Source organism: Geminicoccus sp., assembly GCF_035556675.1.
Classification (GTDB): Bacteria; Pseudomonadota; Alphaproteobacteria; order Geminicoccales; family Geminicoccaceae; genus Geminicoccus.
In genome coordinates this window covers 1-16,230 of record NZ_DATMFZ010000025.1, presented here as the reverse complement: position 1 = coordinate 16,230, position 16,230 = coordinate 1, and the positions used below count along the sequence as shown (strand labels likewise).

13 protein-coding genes and 1 pseudogene are annotated in these 16,230 nt (G+C 67.7%); 9 read left to right on the top strand and 5 right to left on the bottom strand.

Annotated features, from left to right (window positions below):
- Window positions 1-6: 6 nt before the first annotated feature.
- A complete protein-coding gene (locus tag VNS22_RS01780) occupies window positions 7-2,115 on the bottom strand; it encodes a TonB-dependent receptor domain-containing protein (RefSeq protein ID WP_325728988.1) in 2,109 nt (702 codons plus the stop codon).
- Between the two features lie 529 nt (window positions 2,116-2,644).
- On the opposite strand from VNS22_RS01780, the gene VNS22_RS01775 reads away from it, so the two are divergent.
- From VNS22_RS01775 to VNS22_RS01760, 4 genes and pseudogenes are all read left to right on the top strand, one after another.
- Window positions 2,645-3,178 carry a TetR/AcrR family transcriptional regulator gene (locus tag VNS22_RS01775; RefSeq protein WP_349261677.1) on the top strand — a complete coding sequence of 178 codons (534 nt, stop codon included), beginning with the start codon at window positions 2,645-2,647 and terminating at the stop codon, window positions 3,176-3,178.
- Between the two features lie 396 nt (window positions 3,179-3,574).
- A pseudogene (locus VNS22_RS01770) lies at window positions 3,575-4,333 on the top strand (SDR family oxidoreductase).
- 339 nt (window positions 4,334-4,672) lie between these two features.
- Window positions 4,673-5,614, top strand: coding sequence for a threonine/serine dehydratase (locus VNS22_RS01765; RefSeq protein WP_325728984.1), 942 nt, complete (start codon window positions 4,673-4,675; stop codon window positions 5,612-5,614).
- Between the two features lie 10 nt (window positions 5,615-5,624).
- Window positions 5,625-7,535 carry an FUSC family protein gene (locus VNS22_RS01760; protein ID WP_325728982.1) on the top strand — a complete coding sequence of 637 codons (1,911 nt, stop codon included), beginning with the start codon at window positions 5,625-5,627 and terminating at the stop codon, window positions 7,533-7,535.
- Window positions 7,536-7,542: 7 nt separating this feature from the next.
- Here VNS22_RS01760 and dgcA read toward each other — a convergent pair whose 3' ends face one another.
- Both dgcA and dgcN read right to left on the bottom strand, forming a co-directional pair.
- Window positions 7,543-8,526, bottom strand: coding sequence for an N-acetyl-D-Glu racemase DgcA (gene dgcA / locus VNS22_RS01755; protein ID WP_325728980.1), 984 nt, complete (start codon window positions 8,524-8,526; stop codon window positions 7,543-7,545).
- Between the two features lie 5 nt (window positions 8,527-8,531).
- Window positions 8,532-9,530, bottom strand: coding sequence for an N-acetyltransferase DgcN (gene dgcN / locus VNS22_RS01750; RefSeq protein WP_325728978.1), 999 nt, complete (start codon window positions 9,528-9,530; stop codon window positions 8,532-8,534).
- Window positions 9,531-9,668: 138 nt separating this feature from the next.
- Between dgcN and VNS22_RS01745 the strand changes: the two genes are divergently transcribed.
- The 4 genes from VNS22_RS01745 (at window position 9,669) to VNS22_RS01730 (ending at window position 13,346) form a co-directional block, all read left to right on the top strand.
- Window positions 9,669-10,556 (top strand): LysR family transcriptional regulator, encoded by an 888-nt coding sequence (locus tag VNS22_RS01745; protein WP_325728976.1) that lies wholly within the window; start codon window positions 9,669-9,671, stop codon window positions 10,554-10,556.
- A 185-nt stretch (window positions 10,557-10,741) separates the two neighbouring features.
- A complete protein-coding gene (locus VNS22_RS01740; protein ID WP_325728974.1) occupies window positions 10,742-11,938 on the top strand; it encodes an isochorismate synthase in 1,197 nt (398 codons plus the stop codon).
- Window positions 11,939-11,955: 17 nt separating this feature from the next.
- The gene (locus VNS22_RS01735; RefSeq protein ID WP_325728972.1) at window positions 11,956-12,585 is read left to right on the top strand and encodes an isochorismatase family protein; all 630 of its coding nucleotides are present in this window, start codon (window positions 11,956-11,958) and stop codon (window positions 12,583-12,585) included.
- Window positions 12,585-13,346 carry a 2,3-dihydro-2,3-dihydroxybenzoate dehydrogenase gene (locus tag VNS22_RS01730; RefSeq protein ID WP_325728970.1) on the top strand — a complete coding sequence of 254 codons (762 nt, stop codon included), beginning with the start codon at window positions 12,585-12,587 and terminating at the stop codon, window positions 13,344-13,346. Before VNS22_RS01735 ends, VNS22_RS01730 begins: the two co-directional genes overlap by 1 nt.
- Before the next feature lie 11 nt (window positions 13,347-13,357).
- Here the strand turns inward: VNS22_RS01730 and VNS22_RS01725 are convergent, their stop codons facing one another.
- The gene (locus VNS22_RS01725) at window positions 13,358-14,350 is read right to left on the bottom strand and encodes a CorA family divalent cation transporter (RefSeq protein ID WP_325728968.1); all 993 of its coding nucleotides are present in this window, start codon (window positions 14,348-14,350) and stop codon (window positions 13,358-13,360) included.
- A gap of 43 nt (window positions 14,351-14,393) precedes the next feature.
- Window positions 14,394-15,155 carry an SDR family oxidoreductase gene (locus VNS22_RS01720; protein WP_325728966.1) on the bottom strand — a complete coding sequence of 254 codons (762 nt, stop codon included), beginning with the start codon at window positions 15,153-15,155 and terminating at the stop codon, window positions 14,394-14,396.
- Window positions 15,156-15,342: 187 nt separating this feature from the next.
- Between VNS22_RS01720 and VNS22_RS01715 the strand changes: the two genes are divergently transcribed.
- Window positions 15,343-16,230 (top strand): zinc-binding metallopeptidase family protein (locus VNS22_RS01715; RefSeq protein WP_325728964.1); only part of this gene is annotated, 888 nt, incomplete at its 3' end.

Here is a 16,230-nt window from a genome sequence, read left to right as displayed (position 1 = left end):
CAGGCGTCAGAACTTGATCGTCGTCCCGAGCCAGAACCGCCTGCCATCGCCGACCGTGTTGTAGGCGTCCGGCTCCAGCTGCTTGTCGCCGACATTGTAGACGGCGGCGCTCAGCAACACCTTGTCCGTCAGCGCATAGTTGGCGCCGATGTCGAAGGTCAGGTAGCTGTCATACTCCCGGGCGACCACGGTGCCGTCCCGCTCGAGCGGCTTGCCGTTCTGGCCCAGGCGCAGGCCGGCGTTCAGCTCCTTGCCATGGTAGTCCGCACGCGCCCAGGTGCGCAGGCCCGCGATCGGCGTGGCCCAGTCCACCCGCAGGTTCGCCAGATGCTCCGGCGTGCGCGCCAGCGGCAGGCCCTTGTAGGTCCCGGTCTTCTGCTCGGAGTCGGTGTAGGTGTAGCTGCCGGTGAACGTGATCGTCTCGGTCGCCTGGAAAGTCGCGGACAGCTCCACGCCCTGGATCACCGCATCGTCGATATTGTAGCTGTACCAGAGCCGGTAGTTGGGATCCTCGGGCCAGCGCGCCGGGTTGCCGTCCTCGTCCAGCACCAGCGCATTCGAGACCTTGTCCTTGAAGTCGGTATAGAAATAGGTCGCGTTGGCCGACAGCCAGCTGAAATTGTTCCAGCCGACGCTGAACTCGTAGCTGGTGCTCTTCTCCGGCTCGAGGTCGGGATCGCCGATGATCACGCCGCAGGTGCCGTTCGGGCCATAGCTGCAGCCGCCGCCGCCGGTGGTGTAGGCGTAGCCCGGCGCGATCGTGCGGATGTCCGGGGCGCGGAAGCCGGTGGAGACGCCGCCCTTGATCGTCCACATCTCGGTCGGGTGCCAGACCGCGTAGCCGCGCGGGCTCCAGTGCGCGCCATAGACCTCGTGGTCGTCGACGCGCAGGCCGCCAGTCAGCGAGAAGTTGTCGGTGATCAGCCACTCGTCCTCGATGAACAGGGCCTGCTGCCAGATCTTGAACTTCTCGTCCTGGCCGGTGCGCTTGCCGGGGTTCTGGTCGGTCAGCTCGGTGCTCATCCACTGGCCGCCCACTACCAGCGAATGCAGACCCACCACCGGCAGGTCGATCGGGAGCTGGACCTTGCCGTCGATCACCGTGTTCAGGGTCTCAGGGGAGCGGGCGTTCTTGACCAGACCTTCCTCGTCCGAGCGGGTCCAGGAACGGCGCTCAGCCTTTTCCTGCAGGATCGAGAGGTCGGTCGTGCCGAAGTCCCAATGGCCGGTATGGCTGAGCGAGTAGAACAGGCGGTCCTGCTTGCTGCGGGTGTCGTTCGCATCCACTTCCAGCGTCTTGCCGGCAGTGGCGTTGCGCTCGAGCCGGGTATAGCCGCCGGTGAGCACGATCTCCTGGTGCTCGGTCGGGGTGAGGGTCAGTTTGCCGCCGAGATCATGGTCGTCCGCCTTGCTCCAGCCGCTCTCGATCTCGTCCTCGCCTCGGCCGAAGAGGCGGCCCCAAAGCTGCAGGCCGAGCAGTTCGCTCACGATCGGCCCGCTCAGATAGACCTGGGCTTGGCCGGAATTGCCCGAATCCGAATGCTCCTGCAGCGTGCCGTCGAGCGAAACCGAGCCGCCCCATTTTTCCGCGACCTTGCGGGTGATGATGTTGATCACGCCGCCCATCGCGTCGGAGCCGTAGAGCGAGGACATCGGCCCGCGCACCACCTCGATCCGCTCGATCGCCTCCAGCGGCGGGATGAAGTTCTGCTCGTAGCCGGAGTTGCCGTTGGTCCGGATGTCGCGGGTGCTCTGGCGCTTCCCGTCCACCAGGATGAGCGTGTAGCTGCCCGGCAGGCCGCGGATGAAGATGTCCTGCTCGTTGGCGGTGCCGGTGACCGCCACGCCCGGTACCTCGCGCAGCGCGTCGGTCAGGTCGTGGAACTGCTCGGTTTCCAGCTGCTCGCGGGTGATGATCGAGATGCTGGCCGGCGCATCCTGGATCTCCTGAGCGAAGCCGGAGGCGGTGACCACGACCGGCGACAGGCTCATGGCCTGCGGAGCGGCCACGGCACCGCCTTCGGCCAGTGAATCCGATTGAGCAAGAGCCTGGCCGGCCAGGGCGAGGCAGGAAACGGAGGCGTACCAGAAAGTACGCAGCACCGAGCGAGACATCGAATCCCCCCGAGAAGCCGCTTTTGGATGTGCACGCGCGCGAATGCGCGCGGCGGACGCCGATGGCGTTATCCGGGCGGCAAGCAAAACTAAGTGTTCGGGTGTGCTAGATCGCGAGGTGGTGAAGTGTAAACCTGAATTGATATTGTTTAGAATTGCAGTAACTTGAAACAATGGTTATATCGTACAAAACAATCTCATGTATAGACATCATCGAAGATCATACCATTTCCGGATTGTACAGCCGGCTAGGAGCGTCGGGCGCAACTTCGCCTGGATCACGAAGTCCGCAGCCTTGCCCGCGATTGCGACCAACTCACCCGTGTCGCCGAAGCCCTCATCCTGGTCGTTGCATCCACAACCAAGCTCAGGCGGTGGCCATGAGCCTTCTCAAACGTACTCCTGATGGCACCCATTTGACTAATAAACCAATTGGTTCCATATGCCATCCATGGCTGAAGGCACGCATACATCGGCATCCATAGGCCGGCCTCGCGAGTTCGATCTCGATGAAGCTGTCCGCAAGGCCATGAACGTATTCTGGGATCGGGGGTATCATGACGCCTCGCTTCCCGATCTGCTTGACGGCATGGAGCTGTCGAGAGGCAGTTTCTACAAGGCATTCGGCGACAAACGAGGGGTCTTCCTGCGCGCGCTTGATGTCTACATCGATGATGCGGTCCGTCAGGTTGGGGACAGTCTGAGTGGAGAGGCATCTCCGAAAGCCGCCATTCGTGCTGCTTTCGAGCGTCATGCGGAGCTTTCGTCCGGGAAGGACGGCTTGCGCGGCTGCTTCGTGGTGTTGACGGCCACTGAAATGCTCCCTGGAGACCAGGAAGTTTCGGCCCGGATATCCCGATTGTTCCGGCGGCTGCAGGACCTTTTTGCAGCTGCGATCATCAGGGCTCAGGCCCTGGGGGAGATTGACCAGCGTCTGGATGAGCGGACTCTGGCAAGGTTCCTCGTGTGCCAGATCCAGGGGATGAGGGTATTGGGCAAGGCCGGAGCAGAGCAGGAGGACATGCGGGCGATGGTTGATCTTGCCCTGAAGCCGTTGGGCTGACTCGAATTTGGAACCAAGCGATACAGAAGTCTCGCGGGACGAACTGGGTGAGGAGCGCCTGATGCAGCTATCCATATGAGTTTGAAGCGTTCCCGACGCCTCAACGGGAAGCCGGTCTGCGGAGATGGACCTCATTCGTTGGGCCGATTGCAGCCACTACGTCGCCGGTGAGCGGCCGGCAGCGGTTACGTCGGCGCTGATTGAATTCCTCACCTAGGCGTCACGGACCCACTGCATTCCGAGACGTTCCACCTTGCCGTCCTGGTCGGTGAGGCAGGTAAGAAGCCCACAACAGATCTCGGGAATCCTGCTCGCGCACGAGCGGAAACTACTGCGCGCCGGCAATCCTGCCGCATCACGCAATCCCTGCGTCTTTGGCTTGAAGGAAAGCGAAGAGTGTCTACCGAATTCCTGAACCACGTGAGCGTCGTGACCGGAGCATCAAGCGGAATCGGCTTTTCCATTGCGCAAGCCCTTGTCGAGTGAGGCGCCAAGCGCGTCTATATTACCGGTCGATCAGCCAGGACACTCGACAAGGCCGCCGCTCAAATCGGTCCGGCAGCGGTTGCGGTTGTGTCCGATGTTTCCAGCTTCTCCGATCTGGGAAAACTCAAGGCCGAAATAGAAAAGCATGGTGACCGCCTGGATTCCGTTTTTGCAAATGCCGGGATCTGCGAAAAAAACGAGTTCGGCAAGACCAGCGAAGATGCGTTCGACAAGCCGTTCGATATCAATGTGAAAGGCGTTTTCTTCACGGTCCAGACCTTGCTGCCTGTTGTGAACGACGGCGCATCCCTCGTGCTCACGGCGTCCATCTGCGCCAACAACGGCATGGAGGACCTCAGCCTCTACAATGCTTCGAAGGCAGCCGTGAGGTCATTCGCGCGGACCTGGGCCAATGATCTTCGCAACCGAAAGATCCGGGTGAATGCACTCAGCCCTGGTTTCACATTCACATCGCTCTTTGAGAATGGCCTCCAAATGAGCGGTGTTGAGATTGAAGCTCTGAAGGATCACGTTGCTGGACAGGTCCCGCTTGGCTACATGGCAGAGCCAGCCGAGATCGCAACCGCTGCTCTTTTCCTGGCCTCGACCGATGCCCGCTATGTCAACGGCATCGAAATGACAGTCGACGGCGGTGTATCGCAAATTTGAATGCGGGACTGTGAAGCCCGCTTCGACGTCTTCTCAGCCTTCCACGTTGCCATGAGCAGCCTGCTCCTGCGCCGCATCAGCCGATGGGCACATCCTCCAATGCGCTCTCGATGCCGCTCCAGGCCGCTCAGTGATTGACCAAGCCTGCCCTCGTCGCCCAGCTGCCGTCCGTGGCCATCCCGGCCAATGGAGGCGACTGCTTCATCGCGGGCTTTCTCCATGCGCGACTTCGCGGCAAAGATGCGGCCGACAGCCTCGCCGCCGACCGGGATGCCGCAGCCAAGACCTGCATGCACCCGGGCGGTTTTCCTCAGCCGCTCGAAAGGCTCTGACCCTACGATGTTGATCGACCTCGACGACGTTCGCGCCGCAGCCAGCCGCCTGAACGGCAAGGTCCGCCGCACCCCCATGATGCGTGCCGACCAGATGCTCGACCCGCCCGCGGATGCGTCGCTCTGGCTGAAGCTGGAATGCCTGCAGGTCACCGGCTCCTTCAAGGCGCGCGGCGCCACCAACCGCCTGCTCCAGACCCCGCCCGAGAAGCTGAAGAACGGCATCGTCACCGCGTCCGGCGGCAACCATGGCCTGGCGGTGGCCAGGGCCGGCCGGCTCGCCGGCGTGCGCACCACCGTGTTCCTGCCCGAGACCTCCTCGCCGGCCAAGCGCGCCAAGATCGCCGCCTGGGGTGCCGATGCAAGGGTGGTGGGTGCCCAGTGGGACCAGTCGAATCTGGCGGCGCACCAGTTCGCCGAGGAGACCGGCGGCACCTATTTCCACCCCTTTGCCGACAAGGACGTGGTGGCGGGGCAGGGGACGGTCGCCCTGGAGGTGCTGGAGGAGCATCCCGATACCAACGTGTTCCTGATCGCGATCGGCGGCGGCGGTCTGGTGGCCGGCATGTCGACCGTGATCCGGGCGATCAAGCCGGATGCGCGGATCATCGGCATCGAGCCCACCGGCTCGCCCACCCTCCATGCCAGCCTGGCCGCCGGCGAGGCCGTGACCCTGCCCAAGGTGACGACCACCATCCCGACCATGGGCTGCGGCCGCACCGCCGACCCGATCTACGAGATCGCCGCGAAGAACATCGACGAGATCGTGCTGCTGGAGGACGAGCAGATGGTCGAGGCGGCGCAGTGGCTGTGGTTCGAGTTCGGCCTGTCCGCTGACGCCAGCGGTGCCGCGGCTGCCGCCGCCCTGCGCACCGGTGCGGTCAAGGTCGACAAGGGCGACAAGGTCTGCGTCCTGGTCTGCGGCTCCGGCACCGACGGGATCGGCTGACCCGGGCGGCATGAAGGCCGGGCCCGCGTCACGCCTGGGCCTGGACGGCCCGCTGGTCGTCCATGGCCTGCGCCTGGCCTTTGCCGCCTGGCTCGCCTTCACGGTCGCCACGCTGCTGGGCATCCCGTACGCCTACTGGGCGGCGATGCCGATCTGGGTCGTCGCCCAGCCGCACAAGGGGCTCTTGTTCGAGCGGGCCTTCTTCCGCGTGGCCGGCACGCTGGTGGGTGCCGCGTTCGGCTTCGCCCTCGTCCACTTCGTCGCTGCGCCCTGGCTGCAGCTTGTCCTGCTGGCAGGCTGGATCGCGATCAACGGCAGCCTCACCCATATCCTGCGCGGCGTGCACGGCTATGGCGCGCTGCTCTCGGGCATGACCGCCGCCGTCGTGGTCCTGCCCGCCCTGTTCTTCGCCCAGGATGCGATCGGCACGGCGCAGGCGCGGGTGATCTGCACCCTGATCGGCGTGGTGGTGGTCACGCTGGTAACCGGCTTCTTCACGCCCGCCTCGCCCCGCCAGGAACTGTACGACCGGGTGCGCCGGCTCTCGCGCGACGCGCTGCGCTTTGCCGCTGCCGCCATCGACGGGCTGGCCGGCGCCGATGCGGCAGCCGAGCGAAAGCTCGTGGCTGCCATGAGCGAGGCCAGCGAATCGGCGAGCCTGATCACCGCCGGCTCAGTGGACGGCTACCGGCGCCTGCGCCATGTCCAGGGTGTCCTGGTCGCGGCGCTGGCCACCATGGCGGCGGCACAGGCGATGGGCGAGCGCCGCCGGCGCGGCAAGGCTCGGCCGCAACCCGAACTCGGCGCCCGCCTGATGGGAATGGTGGAGGCGCAGGCACTGCCGGCGGCACTCGGCGATCTCCTGCCCGGCCTGCGCCGGGAGAACCCGCGGCTTGCCCAGGCCCTGGAACGCCAGGCCGGTGCCGAGGCGCTGCTGACCGGCAACCCGGGCGCCGATGTCCGCTCCTTCCGCCCCAAGGCGGTCTATCTTGCCCCGCATCGCGAATGGTGGGTGGCGATCATGACCGGCATCGTCCCGGGTCTGGGCGTGCTGCTGGGCAGCATGGTGGGATGGTGGTCCGGCTGGCCGATGGCCGAACTGTCCGTGCTGGGCCTGTGCATCTTCTCGATGGTGCTGGGCGCCATGCCGCTGCCGCAGCTGATCGCGCCCAGGATGCTGGAGGGCGTGCTGGGCGGCGTGGTGATGGCGCTCCTCTACCGGCTGGCCGTGCAGCCCTTCGTCGATTCGCCTCTGGAACTGATCCTCTCGATGGCACCGTTCATCGCGCTGGGTGGTCTGGTACGGGCCAGCCGGCGCACCGCCATTCCCGGCATCGACTTCAACATGTGCTTCCTCCTGACCAGCCAGGCCATCCTGCCCACGCCGACCGTTCCGCTCGGCACGATCCTGGAGGAAGCCGCTGCCCTGGTGATCCCGGCGGCGGTCGTCACCACCGGCTTCCGCCTGCTGCCGCGCCGGCCCGACCGGCAGGCCATGGCGGTGGCGGAGGCAATCCGCGGCGATCTCGCGCTGCTGGTGGCTGGGCAACGGCCGTCGGCGCCGTCCGGCAGCGTCGGCCCGGCCAGGATATTGCGCCTGATGCTGCATCTGGGCCGCGCTGCCAGCCTCGGCGCCCGGACACCCGGTGGGCTGCTCGCGGTGCTCAATCTGAGCCACGCCATCGTCGGCCTGCACCGCCAGCTGGCCCGGCCGGACCTGGACCATGATACGCGCCGCACCCTCGACGAGGCGCTGGCAGCCTTGCAGGATCTCGCGGTCGCCCCGGACGAGGTCGCGGTTCTCCTGGAGCAGCACGCAGCTCATGTCCCGGAGCCGCAGGCACGGGGTGCGCTGCTGGAGACGGCTAGCGCGCTGCGTGGCGGGAAGGAGTTGCTCCGCTTCGGCCTGGCCGGGCGTTAGCCGATCATCAGCCCCACAGCGCCGGCTTGGGCGGATCCAGCACGCCCGCTTCGACCATCATGCTCGGCTGCCGGTCGACGCGCAGGAGGAACGGCGCGTCCAGGTCGATCAGGAAGGTGCCCTCGACCAGATGGCTGGCCGGCGCCATGGCGAGCGAGGTGCCGAGCATGCAGCCCACCATCACATGCATGCCTGCGTCGCTCGCCGCATTGCGCAGGGCCAGCGCCTCGGTCAGCCCCCCGGTCTTGTCGAGCTTGATGTTCACTCCGGCATAGCGCTCGGCCAGGCGCGGCACGTCGGCCGAGACATGGCAGGATTCGTCGGCGATGAGCGGCACGATGCTGCGAAAGCCCGCCAGCGCCGCATCGGCCCCGGCCGGCAGCGGCTGCTCGATGGCCACCACGCCCTGCATAGCCAGGGCTTCGTGGCAGCGGCCGAGCAGTTCCAGCGACCAAGCCTCGTTGGCATCCACGATCAGCCGGACCCCAGGCAGGGCGTCCGTGACCGCCCCCACCCGCTCCAGCACCTGCTCACCATCGAGCTTGACCTTCAGGAGCTGGTCCGGCCCGAGCTTGCGTGCAGCCTCCGCCATCGCTTGCGGCGTGTTGATGCTCAGCGTCATGGCGGTGCGGAACCGGGCCGGCGGGGCGATGCCGGCGAGTTCCGCCACGGTCCTGCCGGTGAGCTTGGCTTCCAGGTCCCAGAGCGCGCAGTCCAGCGCGTTGCGTGCGGCGCCGGCCGGCAGCCGCTGCAGGAGCCTGCTCCGGCCCGCCGCGTCCGGCGTGATCCCGGCGAGGTCCAGTGACTCCAGCTGGAACGCCACCGCTTCCGGCGTCTCCCCGTAACGGGTGTTCGGCCCGCATTCGCCGCGGCCCACCGCATCGCCCAGGCGGAGCGTCGCGACCACGACCCGGGTCTCGGTGCGGCTGCTGCGCGAGATGCGGAACACGCCCGCCAGCTCGTGCCGCTCGATCGTCACCTGCAGTTCCATGGTGGTCAGCCCGGCAGGTTGGCGACGATGGGGGCGGTGCCGTGGCGGACCGGGTCGACGCAGGGCAGGTGGAACTCCTGCCCGATCACCCGGCAGAGCAGGTCCGCCTCATCCGGCGCCATGTGCTGGGTGTTGAGCGCGATCCCGACGAACCGGGCATCCGGGTTGGTCAGGCGGGCGGCCGCCAGGTTCGCCGCCATGGCCTCGCTCAGGCCCGGTACCGGATAGTCCGGCATGTGCCGCATGCGCTCGCGGGTCGGCTCGTGGCACATCACCAGCGCATCCGCGGCGGCCCCGTGCAGGAGGCCCAGCGACACGCCGGCATAGGAGGGATGGAACAGCGAGCCCTGGCCCTCGATCACCCACCAGTGGTCAGGATCGCGGTCGGGCGTCAGCCATTCGATCGAGCCGGAGATGAAGTCCGAGATCACCGCATCCAGCGGCACGCCGCTGCCGGCGATCAGGATGCCGGTCTGCCCGGTCGCGGCGAACTCGGCATCCAGACCCTGCTTCTTCATCTCGGCTTCGAGCAGCAGCGAAGTGTACATCTTGCCGATCGAGCAGTCGGTGCCGACCGTGAGCAGGCGCTTGCCCTGCCGGCGCTTGCCCTTGCCGACCGGATAGTTGCCGGCGCTGTGGCGCACGTCGATCAGCCGGCGGCCGAGCTGTTCGGCGCGCTGCCGGACCGGCGCGATGTCGGCCAGCTTGGCATGCAGCCCGTTGGCCACGTCCATGCCCAGCTCCAGCGCCTCCATGATGGCCGGCAGCCATGCCTCGTCGATATAGCCGCCATGGTTGGCGATCCCGAGCACGAGGGTGCGCGCACCCTTGGCCGCGGCCTCGGCCGGGATGAGGTCGGGCAGGCCCACGCTCAGCGTGCAGCCGGGCAGGCGGTACTGGCCCACGCAGCGCTCGGGCCGGAACACCGCGATGCCGCGCGCTGTCTTGGCGCTGATCGGGTCGCGTACGTCGCCGAGATAGAGGAGATAGGGGCTGGCGAGCATCGGCGTGGTCTTCGTCCGCTGAAGGCAAGAGTCAGCCCCAGACTAGCGGCCATGGGTCCGCTCGTCGCATAGCCAGAGTGGCAGGTCCATGAGCCTGAGTTATGGTCCGTGGGACGATATCGCGGGAAGAACGGCCCGATGCGCCTGCGCCACCTCGAGGTCTTCAACACGGTCATGCTCGCCGGCACCGCCAGTGCCGCCGGGCGCCTGCTGCGCATCTCGCAGCCCGCCGTGACCAAGCTCCTGGCCCAGGCCGAGGCGGAGGCAGGTCTGCGCCTGTTCGAGCGCGACCGCGGCCGGCTGGTGCCGACCGCGGAGGCCCAGGCCCTGTTCGCCCAGACCCGCAAGGCGTTTGCCGCCATGGACGATGTCCGCCGGCTCGCGCGCAACCTGCGCGACAGCCAGGCCGGCCGCATTCGCGTCGCCGCCATCCCGGCGCTCAGCCTGGGCGTGCTGCCGCGCGCGGTGCAGCGCTTCCTGCGGGTGCTGCCCGGCACGGGCTGCGAGGTCGCCACCTATCACACCCACGAGATCGTCCAGAACCTGCTGCACCATGAGCTGGACGTGGGCTTCGTGTTCAACGCGCCGCCGCACGAGGCGATCCAGGCCCTGCCGCTCGCCCAGGCGAGGATGGTCGCGGTGGCGACCGATCCGGCCCTGCCCGAACCCTTGTCCCTGCGCGACTTGGCCGGCCGGCCGTTCATCGCCCTGGACCCGGCCGATCCGCTGGGCGAGCTGCTCCAGGGTGCGCTCCGCCGCGACGGCCAGGAGCCGCAGGTGGCCGTGCGGGTGCAGACCTACCACACCGCCCTGATGATGGCCCGCTCCGGCGTCGGCGTTGCCGTCATCGACCGCTACACGGCACTGGCGCTCGGACAGGGCAGCGTGGTGCGCGAGCTGGATCCGCCGATCACGTTCACCCTGCATGCGTTGACCGCCCGCTCGCGCCAGGCCGGGCATCTGGCCGACCGGTTCGTCGCCTGCCTGAAGGCAGCCGAGCGCGAGGTCGCCCGGACAACGGGCTGACCCGCCTCCTTCGAAAACGTCCGCAGCGCGTCCGCCGCCCGATTGGCTGATAGGGCAGCAGCTTGGGTCAATGGCTGGAGTCAGTTTAGTTACAGTGTCCGTGATGGACTATTGACCTTTCCGGTCGCCGGGCAGATCTCGCTACCCGGCCCCTCCAGGGCCGTTTTTTAGCGCAAGGGGCCCTGATGGACGTAGCGCCCGACGCGGCCATGATCTCCGGCGACAACCAGCCGTTCGTCCTCGTCACCAAGACACAAATGCTGATCGCCGCAGGCTGCCGGCACGTGCTGTCCACGGCCGAGGCAGGCGAGCCCGGGACGGTGCTCGGCAGCGGTGGCGGCGGTGCCGCCGTGCTGGTCGGCGCTCTTCCTTATGACCGTACCCGCCCGCCGCATCTGTTCCAGCCCGTGACCATCCGGCAGCTGGACCGTCCGGCAGCACCGGCGGACCGGCCACGTGCGGTGGTCCAGTCGATCATCCCCCGCCCTGACCCAACCCGGTTCGAGGCCGCGGTCGCCCGCGTGGTGGACCTGCTGGCCAGCGATCCGGAGCTGCGCAAGGTCGTCCTGTCGCGTGCGCTGGACTTGGTGGTGGACCGCCCGATCGATGTCGGCCAGCTGGTCGCCCGGCTGGCGCTGGACGAGCAGGCCACCGTGTTCGCCGTGCCGCTCCCGGCCGGGCATCGGCAGGCGTCGCGCTGCCTGGTGGGCGCCACGCCTGAGCTGTTGCTCGCCAAGACCGGTTCCGTGATCCAGTCCCATCCGCTGGCCGGCTCCGCACGGCGCTCGGCCGACCGTGCCGCCGACCGCAGCGCTGCCGAGGCACTGCTCCGCTCCGACAAGGACCGGCGCGAGCATGCCATGGTGGTCGAGGCGATCCTGGACCAGCTCGCCCCCTGTTGCCGCGATCTCCCACGCTCCCCGGCACCGGAACTGGTCGCCACCCGTAGCATGTGGCACCTGGGCACGCGCATCGAGGGCAGGCTGACGGATCCGGAGGTCAATTCCATCCACCTGGCCCGCCTGCTGCATCCCACGCCGGCCGTATGCGGCACGCCGCGCGACCGGGCGGACCAGGTGATCCGGGCACAGGAGGGCTATGAGCGCGACTTCTATGCCGGGGCGGTCGGCTGGTGCGATGCCGCTGGCGATGGTGCCTGGTACGTGTCGATCCGCTGCGCCGAGATCGCCGGCACCCATGCCCGGCTGTATGCAGGGGCAGGGATCGTCGCCGGTTCCGACCCGGCGGCCGAACTGATGGAGACCCAGGCCAAGTTCACCGCCCTCCTGGCGGCCCTGGGCGTCGACGCGTCTGCTGCCGCCCTGCTCCGCCCCGCCGCGCCGGCCCAGCCGGATCGTTCCTGCCTTACCTGTCCTGCCTGAGATGAGGATCTGCCGCGATGGGCCTGCCCAAGATCGGCCAATACGAGCTGCCGCAGGAGCATGAGCTGCCGGCCCCCCGCGCACCCTGGAAGGTGGTGACCGGTCGGGCGGCTCTGCTGATCCACGACATGCAGCATCATTTCCTCGACCGCTTCACGCCGGACGTGGCGCCGATCGCACCGGTGATCGAGCGTGTCGGCCAGCTGGCCCGCCACTGCCGGGCGCTGGGCATGCCCGTCTTCTACACGGCCCAGGAAGGCGACCAGGACCGGCGCGACCGCGGGCTGCAGGCCGACCTCTGGGGGCCGGGCATGGGCTGGGACCGCCAGCTGATCATCCCGGCCCTGACGCCGGAAAAGGGCGACCACGTCCTGGTCAAGCACCGCTACAGCGCGTTCCAGCGCAGCAACCTGGAAACGTTGATGCGCGCGCGTGGCCGCGACCAGCTGATCATCTGCGGGGTCTACGCCCATATCGGCTGCCTGCTCACCGCGGCGGAGGCGTTCATGCGCGACATCGAGCCGTTCTTCGTCGCCGACGCGCTGGCCGACTTCTCGCGCGAACGGCACGACATGGCGGTGCGCTACGTGGCCGAGGTGTGCGGCGTGCCGATCTGCACGCAGCGGCTGATCGGGGAGCTCCGCTGATGCGACCGAGCGGCATCGCGGGAAAGATCGCGCTGGTCACTGGGGCTGCTGGCGGCATCGGCGCCGCGGTGGTGCGGCTGCTCCTTGAGGAAGGCGCGCGCGTGGTCGCGACCGACCTCGATCCCGCTGCCATGGACTTCCTGCCGCCCGTCCGCGCCGAGCCCTTGGACGTGCGCGACAGCCAAGCGGTCGATGCGCTGGTGGCAAAAGTTGAGGCGGAGTGGGGGCCGATCGACATCGGCGTGAACGTCGCGGGCGTGCTGGCGACCGACCTCGTGGTCGAGACCAGCGATGCGACCTGGCAGCATGTGTTCGAGGTGAACACGGCCGGCGTGTTCCGGGTCTGCCGGGCACTGGCCAGGCGGATGGTCCCGCGAGGGCGGGGCGACCTCGTGACCGTCAGCTCGAATGCCGCCGGCATCCCTCGGCACGCCATGGCCGCCTATGCCGCGTCGAAGGCGGCGTCCACCATGTTCACGCGCTGCCTGGGCCTGGAGCTGGCGGCTCATGGGATCCGCTGCAACATCGTGGCCCCCGGGTCCACCCTCACACCGATGCAGACCGGGATGTGGGCCGATGCGCAAGGGGCGGAGCGCGTCATCCAGGGCTCGCTCGAAACCTTCCGCACCGGCATCCCGCTGCGCAAGCTGGCCACGCCCGAGGATGTCGCCAACGCCGTGGTCTTTCTCCTGTCCGACCAGGCCAGCCACATCACCATGGCCGACCTCTATGTGGACGGCGGCGCCACGCTGCGCGGCTGACGGTGGGCAGGTCAGAGCCAGCGCTTGAGCCGGAACACCAGCCAGGGCACACCGGCCGAGAGCAGCATCAGTCCCAGCGCCCAGGCATAGCCCCAGCGCCAGTGCAGCTCCGGCATGTAGTCGAAGTTCATGCCGTAGATGCTGGCGACCACCACGGGCGGGGTGATCACCATGCCCAGGATCGAGAGCAGGTAGATCACCTTGTTCTGCTGGACGTCGATCAGGCCGACCGTGGCATTGACCATGAAGTCCATGCTGTTGTTGAGGTCCTGGTCGTAGTCGGCGATCGCCTTGAGGTCGCCTTCGATGGCATTGAACTGGGCGGTACGCGGATGGTCGATGCCGTGGATACGGCGGAACGCCACCAGCCGCTCCAGGCTGTGCAGGCATTCGCGCAGGCCGAAGCTGGTCCGGTGGTGGATGCCGATGCGCTCGATCGCATGCTGCAGGACGTGGATGCGCCGGCTGAGCACCGGCTGATGCCGGTCCTTGGTCATGGTGGCCCGGCCGCGGAAGATCGCCCCTTCGATCCGCTTCAGGTCCTCGCCGATGAACTCCAGCCGGTCGGCGATCCGGTCGATCACCACCTCCAGGACGGCGGCGAGGATGCTGTCGGCATCGCGCAGCGGCCACTCGCCGGCCTGGGCACGGGCCACGAACCGGTCGATCGACTCGGGCATGCCGTAGCGGATCGTGATCAGCAGCGGCCCGCTGCGCACGAAGGTGACCGGCAGCGTGTGCAGCGGCTCCATCTCCCGCCCATAGGCGACGATGGCGCTCATGTAGAGCACGCCGTTGCTGGCCGACAGCCGGCTGGAGGTCTGCAGCGCGCTGACCTCGCCCCTGGTCGGCACGTCGAGGCCGAGCGCCTGCTCGAGCTGCCGCTCCTCCTCCTGGCTGGGCTCGACCAGGTCGATCCACACGGCACCCTGCGGCAGGCCTCCGCCGGCCGCGGGCTCCAGCGGGTACAGCCGTTCCCGGTCGATCTGGAAGTATCGCAGCATCGGTGCCTGCACCCGAGCCGGAGCGTGGCCGAGCCTTGCCGGGTCAGATCGACCCGGCTTCGACCATGTAGTTGTTGGCGGTGCACATCGCCGCGTCGTCCGAGGCCAGGAACAGGGTCATCCGGGCCAGGTAGACGGGCTCGATCGGGACCGGCAGGCATTGCCGCTTCATCGTCTCTGCCAGGGCCTCGGGCGTCACCCAGAGCTCCTTTTGCCGCTCGGTCATCACCCAGCCCGGCACCACCGTGTTGACCCGGATGCCGTGCGGGCCGAGGTCGCGGGCAAAGCCGCGGGTCATGCCGTGCACCGCCGCCTTGGCCGAGGTGTACACCGGCATGCCGCCAGTGGCCTGCCACCAGGAGTTCGAGCCGAAATTGATGATCGAGCCCTTCTTGGCCTTGATCATGCCGGGGGCCACCGCCTGGATCGCGAACAGCATGTGGCGCAGGTTCACCGCGATCCGCTCGTCGTAATACTCCGGCGTGACGTCCTGCCAGCCGTGCCGGTCGTCGCGCGCGGCATTGTTCACCAGCACGCCCGCCGGGCCCAGGGCCGCCTCCAGGGCCGCGAATGCGCGCTGGAGGTCGGGGATGTTGCGCAGGTCACAGCGCTCGAAGGCGATCTCGGCACCCTTGGCCTTCAGCTCGTCGGCCAGCGCCTGGCCGGCATCGGCGTCGATGTCGACGAAGCCCACCTTGGAGCCCTGCTCGGCGAATGCCTTGACGATCTCCAGGCCGATGCCGGAGGCACCGCCGGTGATGAACACGACGGCCGATTTCAGGCTCGGATAGATGGCGAACGACATGAGGCAGCCTCCGGATCGGGTTGGCCGCAGGGTCTGCCGCCACCTGCCGGGCCGTCAATGGGATGGATCGGGCGCGGGCGGATGAATTTCGTGCCGGCCGGCAACCTCCGGTCCGGCCACCGGTTCAAGCGCGGCAGGATGTAGAATCGATCATCCGGCATTGCCGCCGCCGGCCAGGGGACGATCGATGAAGCTATTCGAGTGCCAGCATTGCGGGCAGCTCCTTTATTTCGAGAACACGGTCTGCATGCGCTGCGGCCACCGCCTGGGCTACCTGCCCGACCAGGCGAACCTCTCGGCGCTGGAGCCGGACGGCGACACCTGGCGGCCGCTGGCCCTGCCGGACCGGCCGATGAAGTTCTGCAGCAACGCGGAGCACGATCTCTGCAACTGGATGATCCCGGCCGACAGCCCCGACACGCTGTGCCGGGCCTGCCGGCACAACCGGACGATCCCCGACATCTCCGACCCGGTGAACCTCGAGCGCTGGCGCCAGATCGAGTTCGCCAAGCACCGGCTGATCTACACCCTGATCGCGCTGCGGCTGCCGCTGCACAACCTGGCGGACGATCCCGAGCACGGCTTGGCCTTCGACTTCCTGTCGGACCAGTCGGCCGGACCGACGCAGCCTCGGCCGGCGCCGGTGATGACCGGCCACGACCAGGGCCTGATCACGCTCAACATCGCCGAGGCCGATGACGCCCAGCGCGAGAAGACCCGCCAGGAGATGGGCGAGCCCTATCGCACCCTGCTCGGCCATTTCCGCCACGAGGTCGGCCACCACTACTGGGACATCCTGGTGTTCTCCAACCCGAAGGCGCTGGAGCGTTGCCGGGCCCTGTTCGGTGACGAGCGCGAGGACTACGGCGAGGCGCTCAAGCGCCATTATGCCGAGGGGCCGCCGGCGAACTGGCAGGAGAACTATGTCAGCGCCTATGCCACGACCCATCCCTGGGAAGACTTCGCCGAGACCTGGACCCATTACCTGCACATCGTCGACACGCTGGAGACCGCGGCGGCCTTCGGCCTGAAGGTCGATCCCAAGGCCGGCGACGACGACCTGCTGTCGGCCGAG